The sequence below is a fragment of the Kitasatospora phosalacinea genome (genome assembly GCF_000716545.1).
Taxonomy (GTDB): Bacteria; Actinomycetota; Actinomycetes; order Streptomycetales; family Streptomycetaceae; genus Kitasatospora; species Kitasatospora phosalacinea.
Genome location: NZ_JNWZ01000056.1, coordinates 13,759 through 31,744, shown reverse-complemented (window position 1 = coordinate 31,744; position 17,986 = coordinate 13,759). Strand labels below are relative to the sequence as shown.

The following is a 17,986-nucleotide window of genomic DNA, read 5'->3' as shown; positions in this document are numbered from 1 at the left end:
ACGCCGCGACGGCGGCGCCCGCCCCTTCGACAGGGCGGCCGCCGCCGTCCGCGCGCCCGCTCAGTCGCGTTCGACGTCGACCTCGGTCAGCCGGGCGAACCGCTCCGGGTCGGTGCGCCGGATCCGCCGGGCGACCAGCCAGCCGGCCGCCGCGACCACCGGCATCGGTACCAGCAGCAGCCAGTTCACCAGGCCCGAACGCCCGGTCAGCAGGTCGAAGTTGAACAGGGCGAGCACCGCCAGCACGCCCAGCCCGGCCGCCGCCAGCAGCGGCGCCCAGACCACCCGGAACGCCGACATCCCGCGCCGGTCGGTGCGGAAGAACGCGAACACCGCGACCGCCGCCAGCGCCTGCATCACCATGACGCCGAGCACGCCCACGCTGTTCGACCAGAGCAGCACCACCAGGTACGGGTCGACCGCGAGCACCGCGCCCAGCCCGATCACCAGCGCGTTGAACACCGACTGCACCAGCACCGCCTGCCCGGGCGACCCCGTCCGCGGCGAGACCCGGCCCAGGCGGCGCGGCAGCAGGCCCTCGCGGCCCAGCGCGTACAGGTAGCGGGCGGCGGCGTTGTGGAAGGCCAGCGCGGACGCGAACGCCGACACGATGATCAGCACGTGCATGGTGTCCGACAGCCACAGGCCGACGAACCGCTCGGCGGCCCGGAAGGTCAGGTCGGGGCCGCCGTCGGCACGGGCCTGCGCGACCGCCTCGTCGGTGCCGTACGCGCCCATCACGATCCAGGTGCCCAGGGCGTAGAACACCGCCAGGAAGCCGATCGCGATGAAGGTCGCCCTCGGCACGGTGCGGGCCGGGTCGCGGGCCTCCTCGGCGTAGATCGCGGTCGCCTCGAAGCCGGTGAAGGCGCCGATGACCAGCACGAACATGCCCGCCACGCCGGCCTGGGTGAGCAGCGAGGGGTCGAAGGAGACCGGGTCGAGCGCGGCCGTCCCCCGGTCGGCCAGCACCCCGCCCTCCATCAGCAGCAGCGACAGCACCTCCAGCACCAGCGCCACGCCCAGCACCTTCGCCGACAGCGTGACCTTCAGCCAGCCGAGCACGCCGACCACGGCCACGCACGCCCCGGACAGCAGCCACCAGGGCACGTGCGCGCCGGTGCGCTGCTCGATGTGCCCGGCCGCGAAGTAGCCGAACGCGGCCGCCACGCCCGGGGTGATCAGGTTGTAGCTGACCACCGCCACGTAGGCGGTGACCACGCCGAGGGTGCGGCCGAGCCCGCGCGCCACGTACGCGTAGAACGCGCCCGCGTTGCGCACGTACCGGCTCATCGCGGTGAACCCGGCGGCGAACAGCACCAGCAGCGCGCCCGAGATCAGGTACGCGGCCGGCGCGGACGCCCCGCCCACCCCGATCGCGAACGGGGCGATCCCGGCCAGCACGGTCAGCGGCGCGGCCGCGGCGACCACGAAGAACACCAGGTCGGTGGTGCCGATCAGGCCCTTGCCCAGTCGGCCCGGGGCCGGGTCGGGCGGTTCGGCCGGGGCGGACGCCCGGTCCACGGAGGGGTCGAGGGTCATGGTGGGGGTTCCTTCCGGGGTGCTGCGGAGGTGCGTGGGGGTGGGGAACTGCGTTACTGCGGAAGGTCGTCGAGCCGGTCCAGGACGGTGCGGCCGCGGTGCAGCACCAGCAGCCGCCCGGGGTGCGCGGCGACGGCCTCGGGCACCGAGTACGCGGCGACGGCCACCAGGTTCGCGGGCCGCCCGACGGCGATCCCGTACTCCTCGACCCCGAGCGCCCGGGCGGCCTGCCCGGTCGCCAACTCGGCTGCCAGCACGAGTTCCTGATCTGTCATCAGCTCGCCCTGCAGCCCGATGACGGTGGCCCGCTCCAGCATGTCGCCGGTGCCGTACGGCCACCACGCGTCGCGGATGTTGTCGGAGCCGGCGAACACCAGCACGCCCAGCTCGTGCAGCAGCTTCACCGGCGGCATCGTCCGGGCCGGGCCATTGGTCATCACGGCCACTCCGGCCGCCGCCAACGCCGAGGCGGTACGGGTGAGTTCGGGCTCGGCCAACTGGCCCAGGCAGTACGCGTGGCTGACCGCGACCTTCCCGCCCAGGCCCAGCGCGGCCGTCCGCCCGGCGATCGCCCGCAGCTGCGCCGCGCCGGCCCCGCCGCCGTCGTGCAGGTGGATGTCGACGCCCGCGCCGTGCCGCTCGGCCAGGCCGAACACCACGTCCAGCTGGCCGTCCACGTCGTTGTCGAAGCCGAACGGGTCGAGCCCGCCGATCAGTTCGGCGCCCTCGCGCAGCGCCGCGTCCAGCAGGTCGGCCACCCCCGGCTCGGCCACCACGCCGCTCTGCGGGAACGCCACCAGCTGGACGTCCAGCAGCTCCCGCACCCGCTCGCGCGCCTCCAGCACCGCGTACAGGTGGTCCAGCCCGGTGTCCGGGTCGACGTCCACGTGCGAGCGGACGAAGCCGGTGCCCAGCGCCGCCATCCGGCGGGCCAGCGCCTCCGCCCGGTCCGCCACCGGCGTCTGCGCGGCCACCTCGCGGCGCAGCCGCCGCTCCGAGGCGATCTGCCCGCGCAGGTCCGCCGTCGCGCGGTGCGGCTGCCAGGGCGCGCCGAGGAAGGTCTTGTCCAGGTGCGCGTGCCCGTCGACCAGCGCGGGCAGCAGCAGCGCCCCGTCCAGCGCGGCCTCGCCCGCGCCGGGCGCGACGCGCTCGCGCCCGGCCGGGACGGGGGTGATCGCCGCGATCCGGCCGTCGGCGATCCGCAGGTCGGCGCGGGTGCCGTCGGGGAGAGTGGCGTCCAGCAGCAGGTGCGGGCCTGGTGGCGGGAGGGCGGTCACGGGCGGGCTCCGGTGCTCGTCGGGGCGGTGAGCGGCCAAGGTATCTGGTATACCGAATACCAGACAAGAGGGTGTCCGCACCGATCTGGAATGATCTGATCTACTGCCCGCTCCGTCCGCCCGCTTCCGCCTGGAGCCCCCGATGACCGACACCCTCGGCGACGCCCACCAGTCGCTGGCGGACCTCGTCTACGTCCAGTTGCGCGAACGGATCATCGAGGGCGAGTACTCCGCCGGGCAGCGCCTGGTCGAGCGCGAACTCGCCGACAGCATGGGCGTCTCCCGGATCCCGGTCCGCGAGGCCATGCAGCGCCTCGAACGCGAGGGCTTCCTCGCCGTCCAGGCCCGCCGCGGCGCCGTCGTCGCCGACTTCGGCCCCGAGGAGGCCGAGCACTTCTTCGCCGTCCGCGAGTCCCTGGAGGCGCTCGCCGCCAGCCTCGCCGCCCGGCACGCCACCCCCGCCGGCGTCCGCGGCCTCGAACGCCTCCTGGCCCGCACCCGCAAGGCCGCCGAGGCCGGCCGGCTGCGCGAGACCGTCAGCCTGAACGCCGACTTCCACCGCGAGATCGTCGAACTCTCCGGCAACCCGCTGCTGCGCGACATGATGGCCCCGCTCGACGGCCGCCTGCGCCGCCTGTTCCGGCTCACCTCCGACGTCGACACCAGCCTCCCGATGTGCACCGAGCACCAGCAGTTGCTCGACGCCATCAAGGCCCGCGACCCGGAGACCGCCGCCGCCCTCGCCCGCCACCACGTCGCCGGCACCCGCGCCTTCGCCCGGCAGGCCCTCGGCGGATAGCTCCCCGGGGGCCGAAAACACCTACCCGAACTGCGCGAATGGCCGCGTGGCCCCCACCCCGGCACACCCCCTCCTCATATGATCGGAGCGACATGCGTCATCCTTGGTGGTGAGTAGCACTGCCCAGACACCAGCAGGAGGAAGCTCGTGGACGACGTTCTGCGGCGCGCCGCGCTGTTCGCGGCACTCGACGACGACCAGGCTGCCGAGCTCCGCGCTTCCATGACCGAGGTGACGCTCGCCCGCGGTGAGTCGCTGTTCCACGAGGGCGACCCGGGCGACCGGCTGTACGTCGTGGTCGAGGGCAAGGTCAAGCTGCACCGGGCCTCGCCCGACGGCCGCGAGAACATGCTCGCCGTGCTCGGCCCGTCCGAGATGATCGGCGAGCTCTCGCTCTTCGACCCGGGCCCGCGCACCGCCACCGCCACCGCCCTCACCGAGGTCAAGCTCCTCGGCCTCGGCCACGGCGACCTGCTCCCGCTGCTGCACGCCCGCCCCGAGGTCTCCATCGCCCTGCTGCGGGCCATCGCCCGCCGCCTGCGCCGCACCAACGACGTGATGTCCGACCTGGTCTTCTCCGACGTGCCCGGCCGCGTCGCCAAGGCCCTGCTCGACCTCTCCCGCCGCTTCGGCGTCCCCTCCGACGAGGGCATCCACGTCGCCCACGACCTCACCCAGGAGGAGCTGGCCCAGCTGGTCGGCGCCTCCCGCGAGACGGTCAACAAGGCGCTCGCCGACTTCGCCGGCCGCGGCTGGCTCAAGCTGGAGGCCCGCGCGGTGGTCCTCCTCGACGTGGAACGCCTCTCGCGCAGGTCCCGCTAGCGCGGAGCGCGCCCGGACCCCACCGCGAACGCGCTGCGAGGTCGCGACGGACGGCAGGTCATCGCCCCCGTCGCGACCTCGTCGGCGTTCGCTTTCCGCCCCCGGCCCTGCAGGGGGCCGGGAGGTGCCCCTCCGCGCGGTTCCCCGCGCCCCTGTTCCCGCCCCACCGTTCGCCTCAGATGAGGCCCCGGTCCTCCAGGTACGTGAGCTGGGCCCGCACCGAGAGCTCCGCCGCGGGCCACAGCACCGGGTCGACGTCCGCGTACACCCGGGCGACCACCTCGGCGGCGGTGCGGCACCCGGCCTCGACCGCCGTCTCGACCTGGGCGAGCCTGGCCGCGCGGTGGGCCAGGTAGTAGTCGACGGCGCCGAGCGCGTCCGCCAGGACGGGGCCGTGGCCGGGCAGGACGGTGCGCACGCCGTGCTCGGCGGCCATCGCGTGCAGGCGGCGCAGCGAGTCGAGGTAGTCGCCCAGGCGGCCGTCGGGGTGGGCGACCATCGTGGTGCCGCGGCCCAGGACGGTGTCGCCGGTGAGGATCGCGCCGTCCGCGGGCAGGTGGAAGGTCAGCGAGTCGGCGGTGTGCCCGGGGGTGCCGACGACCCGCAGGTCGAGGCCGCCGACGTCGAGGCGCTGCCCGCCGCGCAGGCCCTCCTCGCCGAGCCGCAGCGCCGGGTCGAGGGCGCGGACGGGGCTGCCGGTGAGTTCGGCGAACCGGGCGGCGCCCTCGGCGTGGTCGGCGTGGCCGTGGGTGAGCAGGGTGAGCGCGATCCGCTTGCCCTGCCGTTCGGCGGTGTCGACGATCCGGCGCAGGTGGGCCTCGTCGAGCGGGCCGGGGTCGACGACGGCGGCGAGGTCGGAGCCGGGTTCGGAGAGCAGCCAGGTGTTGGTGCCGTCCAGCGTCATCGGGGACGGGTTGGGGGCGAGCACGCACTGGGCGCGCGGGGTGGCGACCCCGCCGACGGCGTCGGCGGGGTCGCCGGGGAGCCGGCCGCTCACGCGGCGTCCTCGGAGTCCGTGCCCATCCGGTGCGCTGCGCTCACGCGGCGTCCCGTTCGTCGCGGCTGAGCCGGCGCGCGGGAAGCGGGCGGAGCAGGGCGCGGCCGGGCAGGTCGCGGGTCAGCGGGCGGACGGTCTCCCGGGGCGCGCTCCCGTCGCGGGCGGCGGCGCGGGGGATGACGGGGCGGGCGGGCAGGGCCGAGGTCCGGCGAGCCACGTCGTTGTGGGCCATCGGAGTCTCCTTCCGAGGTCAAGACGGTCGGTGCGGTTGCAGGTCAACGGTAGGGGCCGGCACGGGGCCCGCCCCGGAACGGGTCGCCCGGCGGGGCCGGTGATCGTTCCGGGGGAAGGTTCTCACGCCGGGAACTCTCCGTCGATAGTCAGCTCGTCATACCCGTCCCAGCGCACCGTCATGCGGTCCCCGGCGACCTCCGCGCGCCCCAGCACCGGCACCACCTTCCGGCCCTCCGCCGCCCCGGGCAGCTCGGCCGCGGCCCGCAGCGGCAGCAGCTCGCGCAGCACCGTGACGGTCGGCGGCAGCATCCCGAACTCGCCCGCCTCGAACCCGGCCACCGCCTCGGCGGGGGTGAGCCAGGCGACCCGGTCGGCCTCCCCGACGGTGTCCGCGGCGGCCTGCCCGGCCGGCAGCGCGGCGGCGAAGAACCAGGTGTCGAAGCGCCGCTCCTCGAACTCGGGCGTCACCCAGCGCGCCCAGGCCGCCAGCAGGTCGCTGCGCAGCACCAGCCGGTGCTCCAGCAGGAACTCGGCCAGCGACACCTCGTGCCGCTCCAGCGCGCCCCGCTCGGCGGCCCAGTCCCGGGGCTCGACCAGCGTCCGCGCGTCCGGCCCGGCCAGCAGCACCCCGGCCTCCTCGAAGGTCTCCCGGACGGCCGCGCACAGCACCGCGCACGCGGTCGGCTCGTCCACCCCCAGCCGCCCGGCCCACTCGGCGGGCGACGGTCCGGCCCACGGCGGGCGCACCTCCCGGTCGCGCGGGTCCACCCCGCCGCCCGGGTAGGCGTACATGCCCCCGGCGAAGGCCATCGTGGCGCGCCGCCGCAGCAGGTACGCCTCGGGGCCGGCCGCGCCCTCGCGCAGCAGCACCACGGTGGCGGAGGGCTTCGGCGGCACGGGGACGAGCTCCCCCGCGGCCAGGGCGCGGATTCGGGCGGGCCAGGACGGCGGCATCTCCAGCATGTTCACGGATGTTAACCGCACCGCCCCGGCGCTCCCCGCCCGGGAACGCGGCGGGCCCGCCACCGCGAACGGCGACGGGCCCCACGACATCGGATCCGGGTCAGTCCCGGACCCGCACCATCAGCTCGACCTCGACCGGCGCGTCCAGCGGCAGCACCGCCACGCCGACGGCGCTGCGGGCGTGCACGCCCTTGTCGCCGAACACCTTGCCCAGCAGTTCGCTGGTGCCGTTGACCACCCCGGGCTGGCCGGTGAAGTCGGGGGCGGAGGCGACGAAGCCGACCACCTTCACGACCTGCTCGACCCGGTCCAGGTCGCCGATCACCGACTTGACCGCGGCCAGCGCGTTCAGCGCGCAGACCTGCGCCAGCTCCTTGGCGTCCTCGGCGGTGACCTCGGCGCCGACCTTGCCGCTCAGCGGGAGCTTCCCGCCGACGAACGGCAGCTGGCCCGAGGTCAGCACGTGCGCGCCGTCGCGCACCGCCGGGACGTACGCGGCGACCGGGGCGGCGACCTCGGGCAGCGTCAGCCCCAGCTCGGCGAGCCTCTGCTCGACCTGGCCCATGCCCTACTCCTTCTCGCGCTTGAGGTACGCGACCAGCTGCTCCGGGTTCGGCCCGGGGACGACCTGGACGAGCTCCCAGCCGTCCTGGCCCCAGGTGTCGAGGATCTGCTTGGTGGCGTGCACGAGCAGCGGCACGGTGACGTATTCCCACTTGGTCATGGGGGTGACTCTAGCCGCCCGGGCCGGTGTGAGGTGGGACACAAAGCGGGCATGATTCGCCGGGGCCGCCGGGGTGCTCCCGGCATCCGGACCACCGGCTGGTTACGCTCGCGGTGGGGGCGGCCCCGGAGCGGCCGGCGGGCACGGCGGCGGACAGCGACGGACAGCGACGGACAGCGACGGACGGAGAACGGGCGTGGCGGGCACCAGCGGCACGGCGGGGCCGACCGATCGGGCACCGCTGCGGGAACCCGACTGGGAGGGCGTCCGGCTGCACGTGGTCAGCGGGAAGGGCGGCACCGGCAAGACCACGCTGGCCGCCGCCCTGGCCCTGGCGCTGGCCGCCGACGGCGGCCGCACCCTGCTGATCGAGGTGGAGGGCCGGCAGGGCATCGCCGAGCTGTTCCAGATCGCCGCGCTGCCGTACGAGGAACGCCGGGTGGCCACCGTGACGCCCGCCCAGCTCGGGCTGCCCGGCCGGGGCCACGGCGAGGTGCACGCGCTGGCGATCGACACCGAGCAGGCGCTGCTGGAGTACCTGGAGATGTTCTACAAGCTGGGCCGGGCCGGGAAGGCCCTGCAGAAGGTCGGCTTCGTGGACTTCGCCACCACCGTCGCCCCCGGCGTGCGGGACGTGCTGCTCACCGGCAAGGCCTGCGAGGCGGCCCGCCGCAAGGGCCCGGACGGGCGCCGCCGCTACGACGCGGTGGTGATGGACGCCCCGCCCACCGGCCGGCTGACCCGCTTCCTGAACGTCAACTCCGAGGTCGCGGGCCTGGCCCGGATAGGGCCGATCCACTCCCAGGCGCAGGCCGTGATGCGGGTGCTGCGCTCCCCGGAGACGGCGGTGCACTTCACCACCCTGCTGGAGGAGATGCCGGTGCAGGAGACCGTGGACGGGATCGCCGACCTGCGCGCCTCCGGCCTGCCGGTCGGCGGCGTGCTGGTCAACATGGTGCGCCCGCCGATACTGGACGCGGCGGCGGTGGCGGCGGCCGACGGCGACCACCGCGAGGAGGTGGCGCTGGCCCTCGGCGAGGCCGGCCTGGGCGGGCGCTCGCGCAAGCCGGAGACCGTCCGGGCGAACGTGGAACCGCTGCTCGACCCGCTGCTGGAACAGGCCAGGGAGCATGCCGAGCGGGTCGAGCTGGAACGCGCCCAGCGCGCCGAGATCCAGCAACTCAAGCTCCCCACCTACGAGTTGCCGCTGATCGGCGAGGGCATGGACCTGGCCGGGCTGTACCGGCTGGCGGGCGAGCTGAAGCGGCAGGGAGCGGCATGACCGGGCTGGACATCGACACCCTGATCGACGACCCGGCGACCCGGATCGTGGTCTGCTGCGGCTCCGGCGGCGTCGGCAAGACCACCACCGCCGCGGCGATCGGCCTGCGCGCCGCCGAACGCGGCCGCCGCGTCGTGGTGCTGACCATCGACCCGGCCCGCCGGCTGGCCCAGTCGATGGGCCTGAGCGAGCTCGACAACACCCCGCGGGTGGTCCGGGGCACCCGCGGCGAGGGCGAACTCCAGGCCATGATGCTGGACATGAAGCGGACCTTCGACGAGGTCGTGCTGGCCCACGCGGAGCCCGACCGGGCCAAGGCGATCATGGAGAACCCGTTCTACCAGTCGCTGTCGGCCGGTTTCGCCGGCACCCAGGAGTACATGGCGATGGAGAAGCTCGGCCAGCTCCGCGCCGAGGACCGCTGGGACCTGATCGTCGTCGACACCCCGCCGTCCCGCTCCGCGCTGGACTTCCTGGACGCCCCGAGCCGCCTCGGGTCCTTCCTGGACGGCCGGGTGATCCGGCTGCTGACCGCCCCCGCCAAGGTCGGCGGCCGCTCCGCGATGAAGTTCCTCAACGTCGGCATGGGGCTGATCAGCGGCACCCTCGGAAAGATCTTCGGCGCCCAACTGCTCAGCGACATCCAGACGTTCGTCTCCGCGACCGACTCGATGTTCGGCGGTTTCCGGGAACGCGCCGACCGCACCTACCAGTTGCTGAAGGCCGAGGGCACCGCGTTCCTGGTGGTCGCCGCCCCGGAACGGGACGCGCTGCGCGAGGCCGCCTACTTCGTCGACCGGCTCGCCGACGACGACATGCCACTGGCCGGCCTGGTGCTCAACCGGGTCCACTCCAGCGGCGCCCCGCAGCTCACCGCCGAACGCGCGCTGGCCGCCGCCGAGGCGCTGGAGGAGAACGGCACCCCGCACGCCGGGGTGGAGGCCGAGACGCTGGCCGCCGGCCTGCTGCGGCTGCACGCCGAACGGATGCAGATCATGACGAGGGAGCGGCGCACCCGCAACCGCTTCGCCTCGGTCTACCCGGACGTACCGATCGCCGAGGTGGCCGCCCTCCCCGGCGACGTCCACGACCTGGACGGCCTGCGGGCCATCGGCGACCGGCTCGGCTCCCCCACCGACCGGCTCGACGGCCCGCCCGCCGACGGCTCCTGACGGATCGTCAGCCGGCCTGGGCGTAGTCCCGCAGGACCACTCCGGTCGCCAGCGACTCCTCGTACTCGGTGCGCGCGGTCTCCAGCAGCCGGCGCCACGAGTCCACGGTCGGCCGACGGCGCAGCAGCGCCCGCCGCTCGCGCTCCGTCATTCCGCCCCAGACGCCGAACTCGACCCGGTTGTCGAGCGCGTCCGCGAGGCACTCGGTGCGCACCGGACACCCGCTGCACACCGCCTTGGCGCGGTTCTGCGCCGCCCCCTGCACGAACAGTTCATCCGGATCGCTCGTGCGGCACGCCGCCTGCGCGCTCCAGTCGTCCACCCAGCCCATCCCGGCGCCGTCCTCTCCCGATTCGGGGCTCCCCCACGGCGGCAACGGCATATTCACCGTTGCCAGTTGAGGACGTTACGGAAGAACGGCACGACGCAACAGCCCCTGTATGCCCAATCTCGCATGACCCGATCGGACTATGGGTGTCCAGCAGCTCACTCGTTGGAGTGACCGCAGGTCGGGGGCCTTGCCAGGGTCGAAAGAGGCGCTTTCGTCACGGTGCGCGACAGCCGCCCGCCGCGCATCGGCCCGAATCACGGACACAATGCCACGAATCGGACAAAGCTCATCACTCACAAGAGTGATGACGATGAACAGAGCGAAGCTGTCGCAGTTCTGTGACAAGCGTAGGCGAACACCTGCCGCCCTGTACGGGATTCCGCGACGTAGGGTTCTCCCCATGGCACCTTCGCGATCCACTGGCTCCTTCACGGACAAGGCAGGGCACGGCGTCAAGTTCCTGGGCGGCTCGATCCTGGCCGGCGTCCTGGTCGCCGGAATGGCGCTCCCCGCGGTCGGCGCGTTCGGCCTGACCGCCAAGGACACCGCGGAGTCGTTCGAGAACATCCCGGACGACTTCAAGCAGCCCACCCTCTCCCAGGCGTCGATGATCTACGACGCCAAGGGCGGCCTGATCGCCAAGGTGTACGACCGCGACCGCACCATCCTCACCGCCGAGCAGATGGCCCCGGTGATGCGCCAGGCCCAGGTCGACATCGAGGACGCCCGGTTCTACGAGCACGGCGCCGTCGACCTCAAGGGCGTGCTCCGCGCGATCACCAAGAACGCCGAGTCCGGCACCACCGCGCAGGGCGCCTCCACGCTCACCCAGCAGTACGTGAAGAACGTCTTCGTCGAGCAGGCCGGCGACGACCAGCAGGCGTTCCTGGAAGCCACCAAGAAGAGCCTGGGCCGCAAGATCCAGGAGCTGAAGTACGCCATCAAGCTGGAGGAGGACCTGTCCAAGGACCAGATCCTCACCAACTACCTGAACATCACCTTCTACGGCCACCAGGCGTACGGCGTCGAGGCCGCCGCCAACCGGTACTTCAGCAAGAGCGCCAAGGACCTCACCGTCCCCGAGGCCGCGATGCTGGCCGGCCTGGTGCAGAACCCCACGGCGTACGACCCGATCGCCCACCCGCAGGCCGCGCAGACCCGCCGCAACACGGTGATCAACAAGCTGCTGGAGTACAAGCACATCACCCCCGAGCAGGCCAAGGCCGCCCTCGAGGCCCCGCTCGGCATCAAGTACTCCGAGCCGCAGAACGGCTGCATCACCGCGCAGAACGGCATGGGCTTCTTCTGCGACTACGTGCGCCACGTGGTCAAGCAGGACCCGGCGTTCGGCGCGACCGCGGCGGACCGCCAGAAGCTGTGGTCGCAGGGCGGGTTGAAGATCAACACCACCATCGACCCGGACAAGCAGAGCGCGATGTACAACGCGGTCACCAAGAAGGTCTACGTGACCGACCCGGTGTCCGCCGCCGGCACCATGGTCGAGCCCGGCACCGGCAAGATCCTCGCCATGGCGCAGACCCGCCCGTACGGCCTGGACACCTCGAAGAACCAGATCGTGCTGAACCTCAACGTCGGCGCGTCGATGGGCGGCGGCAACGGCTTCTCCCCCGGCTCGACCTTCAAGCCGATCGTGGCCGCGGCCGCCCTGGAGTCCGGCATCCCGATCAGCCAGGAGTACCCCTCGCCCTACAGCATGGAGTACCCCAAGATGTCGACCTGCGAGGGCTCCACCCACGACCCGCAGACGCTGACCAACGAGTCCAGCAGCGAACGCGGCCCGTACAGCCTGCAGATCGCCATGCAGAAGTCGGTCAACACCTACTTCATCCAGCTCGAGCAGCAGATGGGCCTGTGCCCGGTGAAGCAGATGACCGACAAGCTGGGCCTCGGCACCCTGGCCAACGGCACCAAGATCCAGCAGGTCGCCTCGATGACCCTGGGCACCCAGGAGGTCAGCCCGCTGCAGATGGCCGGCGCGTACGCGGCCTTCGCCGCCCGCGGCCTCTACTGCTCCCCGGTCGCGATCACCTCGGTCACCGGCGCCAACGGCAAGTCGATCGGCGTCCCGAGCGCCAACTGCAACCAGGCGATGTCCCAGACCACCGCGGACGGCATCAACACCCTGCTGCTCGGCGTCACCGAGAAGGGCACCGGCTCCGCCCTCGGCCTCGACGACGGCCGCCAGATCGCCGGCAAGACCGGCACCACCGACAACCGCTACGCGGCCTGGTTCACCGGCTACACCCCCGACCTGGCCACCTCGGTCTGGCTCGGCGGCGTCGGCGGCAACGTCCCGATGCGCAACATCCGCATCGGCGGCAAGCCCTTCGAGGCGGTCTACGGCTCCGACGGCCCCGGCCCGATCTGGCAGAAGGCGATGAACGACGCCCTCGACGGCAGCACCCCGCGCTCCTTCCAGAAGGTCGACATCCCGCAGCCCTCCCAGTCCCCCAACCCCGGTGACAGCCCGTCCGCCCCCTCCGGCGACAACGTCCAGGGCGGGAACAACGGTCGGCCCAACGGCGGCACCACCAACGCCGGCGCCACCAACGGCGGTGCCAACGGAGGCGCCACCAACGCAGGCACCACCAACGGCGGCGCCACCGACGGCGGCACCACCGGCTGGCCCACCGGCGGCATCACCTTCCCGCCCGGCACCATCGCCGGCACCACCACCAAGCCCGGTCGGCACTGACCGGACGCCGGCGGCTCCGACGGCCCCGACGGCGCGCACGACGAAGCCGCCCGCACGAAGGACCTCCTCCGTGCGGGCGGCTTCCGCGTTCCCGGCTCCTCCGGGTCCGGCTCGGGCTCGGGGTCCGGCTCCGGGTCCGGCTCGGGCTCGGACTCCGGCCGTCAGCCGGCCAGGGCGGCCTTCACCGCGGCGGCCACCCGGCCGCCGTCCGCCTTGCCCTCCACCTGCGGGCGCACCAGCTTCATCACGGCGCCCATGCCCTGCGGACCGCTCGCCCCGGACTCCGCCACCGCGGCGGCGACCACGGCCGCCAGCTCCTCGTCCGACAGCTGCTTCGGCAGGAACTCCGCCAGCACCTCGCCCTCGGCCCGCTCCCGCGCGGCCTGCTCGGCCCGGCCGGCGCCCTCGAAGGCGGCCGCCGCCTCCCGGCGCTTCTTCGCCTCCTTGCCGATCACCTGCAGCACCTCGTCGTCGGACAGCACGCGCTTCTCCTGGCCCGCCACCTCCGCACTGGTGACCGCGGCGAGCGTCAGCCGCAGGGTGGACGAGCGCAGCTCGTCCCGTGCCTTGATCGCAGCCGTGAGGTCCTCCTGCAGCTGCTCCTTGAGCGTCGTCATGCCGCCGATTCTGGCACCTGCCCCGCCTCCCTGCCGCCCCATTTACCTCCGGTCACCTCCGGCACCGGCCCCACCACCTCCCCCGGCACCGTCACCGACCCCGTCACCGAACCGCCCCTGACGCCCCGTCGGGCCGCTCGGCACCCGGGCGCCCGTACGGCCCTGCCACCCGTCTGCGACCATGGACCGATGCGACCGCTGTACTCCGTCCCGCTCGGTGTCGCCGCCGCCGGCGCCGCCTGTCTCGTCTACGCCGCCGGGTACGAGGTGCGCTCGTTCCGCCTGCGCCGCGTCGAGGTCCCGATCCTGCCCGCCGGCGCCCGGCCGGTCCGGATCCTCCAGGTCTCCGACATCCACATGGTCAACGGCCAGGCCAAGAAGCAGCGCTGGCTGAAGAGCCTGGCGGGCCTGCGCCCCGACCTGGTGGTCAACACCGGCGACAACCTCTCCGACCCGCTCGGCGTCCCCGCCGCCCTGGACGCCCTCGGCCCGCTGATGGACTTCCCCGGCGTCTACGTCTTCGGCTCCAACGACTACTACGGCCCGGCCCGCAAGAGCCCCACCCGCTACCTCAAGGCCCTGCGCAGCGGCGTCCACGGCCTCAACAACCCCGACGGCACCGGCCGCCGCGGCATCTCCGGCGCCGTCCACAACCCCTGGCAGAAACTCCGCGACGGCTTCGACCAGGCCGGCTGGCTCAACCTCAACAACGCCCGCGGCCGCCTCGCCGTCGCCGGCCTCGACATCGAGTTCACCGGCCTCGACGACCCCCACATCCGCCACGACGACTACGCCTCCGTCGCCGGCGGCCCCTCCCCCGACGCCGACCTCTCCCTCGCCGTCGTCCACGCCCCCTACCTCCGCACCCTCGACGCCTTCACCGCCGACGGCTACCCCCTGATCCTGGCCGGCCACACCCACGGCGGCCAGCTCTGCATCCCCTTCTACGGCGCCCTCGTCACCAACTGCGACCTCGACGCCGACCGCGTCAAGGGCCTCTCCACCCACACCACCCCCCACCACCGCTCCTACCTCCACGTCTCCGCCGGCTGCGGCACCAACCGCTACACCCCCGTCCGCTTCGCCTGCCCCCCCGAAGCCACCCTCCTCACCCTCACCCCCGCCCCACGCTGACCAGCCCAAAACCGGATTTCGTCTCTGGCCCCACCTCCTGTAGAGTTCTACTCGTTGCGCCGGAGACGGAAGGCAACGAAGCAGGACCGGGGTATAGCGCAGCTTGGTAGCGCGCTTCGTTCGGGACGAAGAGGCCGTGGGTTCAAATCCCGCTACCCCGACTTCGTAGTAGCAGGCAAGGGCCCTGCCGGAGAGATCCGGCAGGGCCCTTCCTCGTTGTGCGGGTCTAACTGAGTGACTACCTCTCCGGCGCGTGTCCGAACACGTCGTCCATCACGGTCGCGCCGGTCTGGATCACCGGGCGGATCTGCTTTCGGTAGACCTCCTCCGTGACGCTGGTGCTGGAGTGGCCGACCAGCCGCGAGATCTCCTCCAGCGGGACGCCCTGGTCGGAGAGGATCGACACGAAGCTGTGCCGCAGCTCCCGGGGCGTCCAGTCGGCGGCGTTGATCCCCTCCGCCTTGGCGATGGCCGTCCGGAAGGCCCGGCGGACGTGGGACGGGTCCAGCTCGGTGCCCACGGCGGAGTGGAAGACGAGGCCGTTCTCCTGCCAGTCGTCGCCGGCGGCGAGCCGGTCCCAGCCCTGATTCACCCAGTGATCCAACAGGGCTTCGACGCACCGGGCGGGCAGCGCGAGGGTGCGCCGGGACTTCCGGGTCTTGGTGTCGCCGCCGGCCCGGACCGAGCGCCACACCGCGATGTGCGGCGGGACGCCGGCCGGGATGCCCTTGAGGAAGGCGTGGTCCCAGGTGAGCGCCCGCAGCTCCTCGGTCCGGGCGCCGGTCAGCAGCGAGACCACGATGTAGGCGTACATGCCGGTCTTCTCGGCCGCCTTGAGGACCGCCTCGGCCTGAGCCAGCGTCAGCGCCTTGGAGGGCCGTCCAGGGCGGCCGGTGGGCACCGTGCAGAGCTCCACCACGTTGCGCTTCACCTTGTCCCGGGCCATCGCCCGCTTCACCGCCCGATTGAGGCAGGAGTGGAGCGCCTGGAGGGTCCGGGTGCTCAGCTCCTTGCTCTTGGTCGCCAACCAGCGGTCCACGTCTTCGGCGCCGAGGTCGCGGAGCTTGCGGGCGCCCAGTGCCGGGATCACGTGGGTGCGGCAGAGGGTGGTGCAGGTCTCGACGGTCCCGGCGTCGCGGCCGGCCAGCCCGTAGGTCAGCCAGTCGTTCACCGCGTTGCCCACGGTGTAGTTGGTCGGCGCGATGGCAAGGCCATCCTCGTGGTCGCGCAGGATCTCCTTGAGCTTGGCCTTCGCCTCGGTCTTGGTCCGGCCACTCCCCCGCTTCACGATGCGCTTCCCGGCCGGGTCGAACCCGAGGCTCGCGCTGGCGATCCAACGTTGGCGCTTCTCGTCCCAGTGGAGGCCGCCGTCCCCGCGGCTACGACGAGTCGCCATCAGCCGATCACCTCGGACCGCGACGCCACGAAGGCTCGGTAGGCACCGTACGGAACCCGGCGCGCCCTGCCGATCGTGATCGAGTGCAGCCGCTTGGAGCGGATCAGGTCGTAGACCGCAGAGCGGCCGAGCTTGAGCCGGGCCATCACTTCCGGCACGGTCAGCAGGTCGTCATCAGCCATTCGTCGGCTCCCCTTCCGTTCCGGGTGCGGGTTGGACGGCGGCGGCCAACCAGGACTCGCCGCGAGTGAGGCCCCGGCCGGCGAACTCCCAGTGCGCGAGCACGAGGGTGGTCTCCTCGTCGGCGGGAACGTCGGGGCCATGGAGCTGTTGGAGGGTCTGCGCGCGGCGCCAGGCGGTGCGGGCGGCCCGGAGGGCGCCGAGGGTGGTCGAGTACTTCCGGGTCTTGGTGGAGAAGTGCCCTCGGAAGCCGAGCATGTGGGCCCAGGCGCGGAGGCGGAGTTCCGCGAGTTCGGGGTCCGCGCCGAGCGTCCAGCAGGTGCGGATCAGCCGCCGGGCGTGCTCGGGGATCTCCAGGTTGGCCACTTCAGCGAGCAGCCGAAGGGGCCGGTCGAGCGCACCCGTGGCGGTCTCCGCGCCCTTGGTGGCGTACTTGGCGATGTAGGCCGCGACCGCCCGCTCCGTGATCGGGACCGGGCCGGTGAAGTCCGCGCTGCGAATGATGCGGACGTCGAGTTGGCGGCCCCAACTGAATTGATGCACCCGGCCGTTGACGATCGGGCCGGGAATTTCGGTGCGGGCGGCGGCGGCCCGGACCGCATCGGTGAGCAGCTCGGCCGAGGCCCATGCCGGCGGGGGCTCGTGGCCACCCTCCGGGCCGTCGAGGCGGATCACCGCGTGGAAGTGGATCGCCCCGCGCTTCTGGTACTCGGCGACCTTCCCGAAGGACACCCGGGCGTGCTCCTGGAACTCGCGCTGCGACAGGCCGGCGCGCTTGGCGACCTCCCGGCGGAGGTAGATCGAGAACCGGGCCCAGAGCTTGCCGGCGTGGGCGTTCCACAACACGGCGGCTTCGTAGTCGTATGCCTCAGGAGCGAGCGGCGAGCCGAGCAGGGCATCGTCGGGGGCGTGCACGGTGCCGCACCTGCAACGGCCGGAGGCAGGCCGGTTGTGCACCGGGCCGAACGACGGGGCGGTGAAGGTGGCGAAGACCCGGGGATGTGCGGCGACGGACTCCGGGATGCCCTTGCCGCCGACCAGACCGGCGGTGATCAGGTGGTAAGTGTCCCGCCGGTACGTCTCGGCGCACGGGGCGCAGCGGGTGATCCGCCGGTTTCCGCACCGCACCAGCAGATGGCCGGCGGGCAGGCGCGAAGAGTCCAGGTGGTGCAGCACCTCCCCGGTCCCTCCGTTGACCTCGGTTCGCCAGCCAGCGAGCCGGATCGGCGAGGTGCACCCGGCGAGCCCGGAGAGCTGTCGGACCAACGCAGGCATGGTGCCCAGCGACGCCAGCGCGGACAGATCCGCGATGGGAGGTTCAGCGGTCAGGGGCACAGCTACTCCTTTCGAAGTGGGGCCCCGGAGGCAGCAATTGAAGCCTCCGGGGCAGAGGGGTCAGGACTGGTCGGGCGCAGACTTGGCGTGCCGCTCGGTCCACTGCTCGGCGCAGACCTTGTGGACGGGCTTGCCACGGTCGGAGCGGAGGTTGGTGGGCTTGGTGCAGACGCCGCAGGGGGCGGGCTTGTTGTCCCAGTGACGGGAGTCGCGCCAGTCAAGGAGTGCCATGTCAAAGCACCGGCAGGAAGGCGCGGGCGACGGTGCCCCGGCCGTGGCAGGTGGGGCAGTTGACCGGGGTGGTGGTGCGGGTACCGTCGTGGCGGTGGCCGGTGGTGACGGCGCGGCCGAAGCCGTCGCAGTTGTGGCAGATCAGGCGTGCCGGACGGGCGTGCTGGGGCATGATGGTGCTCTCCTTCGCGGACTTCGGTTCGGGGAGGGTTGAGGTCCTCGGCGCGGCGGGAT

20 protein-coding genes and 1 tRNA gene are annotated in these 17,986 nt (G+C 73.0%); 7 read left to right on the top strand and 14 right to left on the bottom strand.

Features of this window, described 5'->3' with window-relative positions:
• Positions 1 to 60: 60 nt before the first annotated feature.
• Both OO48_RS25120 and OO48_RS25115 read right to left on the bottom strand, forming a co-directional pair.
• Positions 61 to 1,542 carry an APC family permease gene (locus tag OO48_RS25120; protein ID WP_033220156.1) on the bottom strand — a complete coding sequence of 494 codons (1,482 nt, stop codon included), beginning with the start codon at positions 1,540 to 1,542 and terminating at the stop codon, positions 61 to 63.
• 53 nt (positions 1,543 to 1,595) lie between these two features.
• Positions 1,596 to 2,858 carry an amidohydrolase gene (locus OO48_RS25115; RefSeq protein ID WP_245194792.1) on the bottom strand — a complete coding sequence of 421 codons (1,263 nt, stop codon included), beginning with the start codon at positions 2,856 to 2,858 and terminating at the stop codon, positions 1,596 to 1,598.
• A gap of 103 nt (positions 2,859 to 2,961) precedes the next feature.
• On the opposite strand from OO48_RS25115, the gene OO48_RS25110 reads away from it, so the two are divergent.
• Positions 2,962 to 3,618 carry a GntR family transcriptional regulator gene (locus OO48_RS25110; protein WP_033220152.1) on the top strand — a complete coding sequence of 219 codons (657 nt, stop codon included), beginning with the start codon at positions 2,962 to 2,964 and terminating at the stop codon, positions 3,616 to 3,618.
• 147 nt (positions 3,619 to 3,765) lie between these two features.
• On the top strand, positions 3,766 to 4,440 hold the full coding sequence (locus tag OO48_RS25105; protein WP_033220149.1) for a Crp/Fnr family transcriptional regulator: 675 nt from the start codon (positions 3,766 to 3,768) through the stop codon (positions 4,438 to 4,440).
• 175 nt (positions 4,441 to 4,615) lie between these two features.
• Here the strand turns inward: OO48_RS25105 and OO48_RS25100 are convergent, their stop codons facing one another.
• The 5 genes from OO48_RS25100 to sp36 form a co-directional block, all read right to left on the bottom strand.
• The gene (locus OO48_RS25100; protein ID WP_033220148.1) at positions 4,616 to 5,437 is read right to left on the bottom strand and encodes an MBL fold metallo-hydrolase; all 822 of its coding nucleotides are present in this window, start codon (positions 5,435 to 5,437) and stop codon (positions 4,616 to 4,618) included.
• 40 nt (positions 5,438 to 5,477) lie between these two features.
• Positions 5,478 to 5,669, bottom strand: a complete 192-nt coding sequence (locus OO48_RS25095) for a hypothetical protein (RefSeq protein ID WP_033220147.1) — start codon at positions 5,667 to 5,669, stop codon at positions 5,478 to 5,480.
• 122 nt (positions 5,670 to 5,791) lie between these two features.
• Positions 5,792 to 6,634 (bottom strand): NUDIX hydrolase, encoded by an 843-nt coding sequence (locus OO48_RS25090; RefSeq protein ID WP_033220146.1) that lies wholly within the window; start codon positions 6,632 to 6,634, stop codon positions 5,792 to 5,794.
• 100 nt (positions 6,635 to 6,734) lie between these two features.
• Positions 6,735 to 7,199: a RidA family protein gene (locus tag OO48_RS25085; RefSeq protein ID WP_033220145.1), complete on the bottom strand. Its 465-nt coding sequence runs from the start codon at positions 7,197 to 7,199 to the stop codon at positions 6,735 to 6,737.
• Positions 7,200 to 7,202: 3 nt separating this feature from the next.
• Entirely contained in the window at positions 7,203 to 7,358 is a 156-nt protein-coding gene (sp36, locus tag OO48_RS39025; RefSeq protein ID WP_014136749.1) for a Sp36 family protein, read from the bottom strand.
• Between the two features lie 241 nt (positions 7,359 to 7,599).
• On the opposite strand from sp36, the gene bagA reads away from it, so the two are divergent.
• Entirely contained in the window at positions 7,600 to 8,640 is a 1,041-nt protein-coding gene (bagA, locus tag OO48_RS25080; RefSeq protein ID WP_033220190.1) for an ATPase BagA, read from the top strand.
• Positions 8,637 to 9,812: an ATPase BagB gene (gene bagB / locus OO48_RS25075; RefSeq protein ID WP_033220143.1), complete on the top strand. Its 1,176-nt coding sequence runs from the start codon at positions 8,637 to 8,639 to the stop codon at positions 9,810 to 9,812. The genes bagA and bagB overlap by 4 nt, the downstream gene beginning before the upstream one ends.
• Before the next feature lie 7 nt (positions 9,813 to 9,819).
• On the opposite strand, the gene OO48_RS25070 is transcribed toward bagB, so the two are convergent.
• Positions 9,820 to 10,143, bottom strand: coding sequence for a WhiB family transcriptional regulator (locus OO48_RS25070; protein ID WP_030461873.1), 324 nt, complete (start codon positions 10,141 to 10,143; stop codon positions 9,820 to 9,822).
• Between the two features lie 400 nt (positions 10,144 to 10,543).
• Between OO48_RS25070 and OO48_RS25065 the strand changes: the two genes are divergently transcribed.
• Positions 10,544 to 12,859 (top strand): transglycosylase domain-containing protein, encoded by a 2,316-nt coding sequence (locus OO48_RS25065; protein WP_033220141.1) that lies wholly within the window; start codon positions 10,544 to 10,546, stop codon positions 12,857 to 12,859.
• A 161-nt stretch (positions 12,860 to 13,020) separates the two neighbouring features.
• Here the strand turns inward: OO48_RS25065 and OO48_RS25060 are convergent, their stop codons facing one another.
• Positions 13,021 to 13,476 carry a GatB/YqeY domain-containing protein gene (locus OO48_RS25060; protein WP_033220139.1) on the bottom strand — a complete coding sequence of 152 codons (456 nt, stop codon included), beginning with the start codon at positions 13,474 to 13,476 and terminating at the stop codon, positions 13,021 to 13,023.
• 189 nt (positions 13,477 to 13,665) lie between these two features.
• On the opposite strand from OO48_RS25060, the gene OO48_RS25055 reads away from it, so the two are divergent.
• Entirely contained in the window at positions 13,666 to 14,610 is a 945-nt protein-coding gene (locus tag OO48_RS25055; RefSeq protein ID WP_033220137.1) for a metallophosphoesterase, read from the top strand.
• 87 nt (positions 14,611 to 14,697) lie between these two features.
• Positions 14,698 to 14,771: transfer RNA gene (locus OO48_RS25050), tRNA-Pro, on the top strand.
• A gap of 77 nt (positions 14,772 to 14,848) precedes the next feature.
• Here OO48_RS25050 and OO48_RS25045 read toward each other — a convergent pair.
• The 5 genes from OO48_RS25045 to OO48_RS38535 form a co-directional block, all read right to left on the bottom strand.
• Entirely contained in the window at positions 14,849 to 16,006 is a 1,158-nt protein-coding gene (locus OO48_RS25045; protein WP_033220131.1) for a tyrosine-type recombinase/integrase, read from the bottom strand.
• A complete protein-coding gene (locus OO48_RS25040; RefSeq protein ID WP_033220129.1) occupies positions 16,006 to 16,188 on the bottom strand; it encodes a helix-turn-helix domain-containing protein in 183 nt (60 codons plus the stop codon). The genes OO48_RS25045 and OO48_RS25040 overlap by 1 nt, the downstream gene beginning before the upstream one ends.
• Positions 16,181 to 17,461, bottom strand: coding sequence for a replication initiator (locus tag OO48_RS25035; protein WP_033220188.1), 1,281 nt, complete (start codon positions 17,459 to 17,461; stop codon positions 16,181 to 16,183). The genes OO48_RS25040 and OO48_RS25035 overlap by 8 nt, the downstream gene beginning before the upstream one ends.
• A 120-nt stretch (positions 17,462 to 17,581) precedes the next feature.
• Positions 17,582 to 17,752: a hypothetical protein gene (locus OO48_RS39020; protein ID WP_167346477.1), complete on the bottom strand. Its 171-nt coding sequence runs from the start codon at positions 17,750 to 17,752 to the stop codon at positions 17,582 to 17,584.
• Between the two features lies 1 nt (position 17,753).
• A complete protein-coding gene (locus OO48_RS38535) occupies positions 17,754 to 17,924 on the bottom strand; it encodes a hypothetical protein (RefSeq protein ID WP_157845532.1) in 171 nt (56 codons plus the stop codon).
• Positions 17,925 to 17,986: the final 62 nt, after the last annotated feature.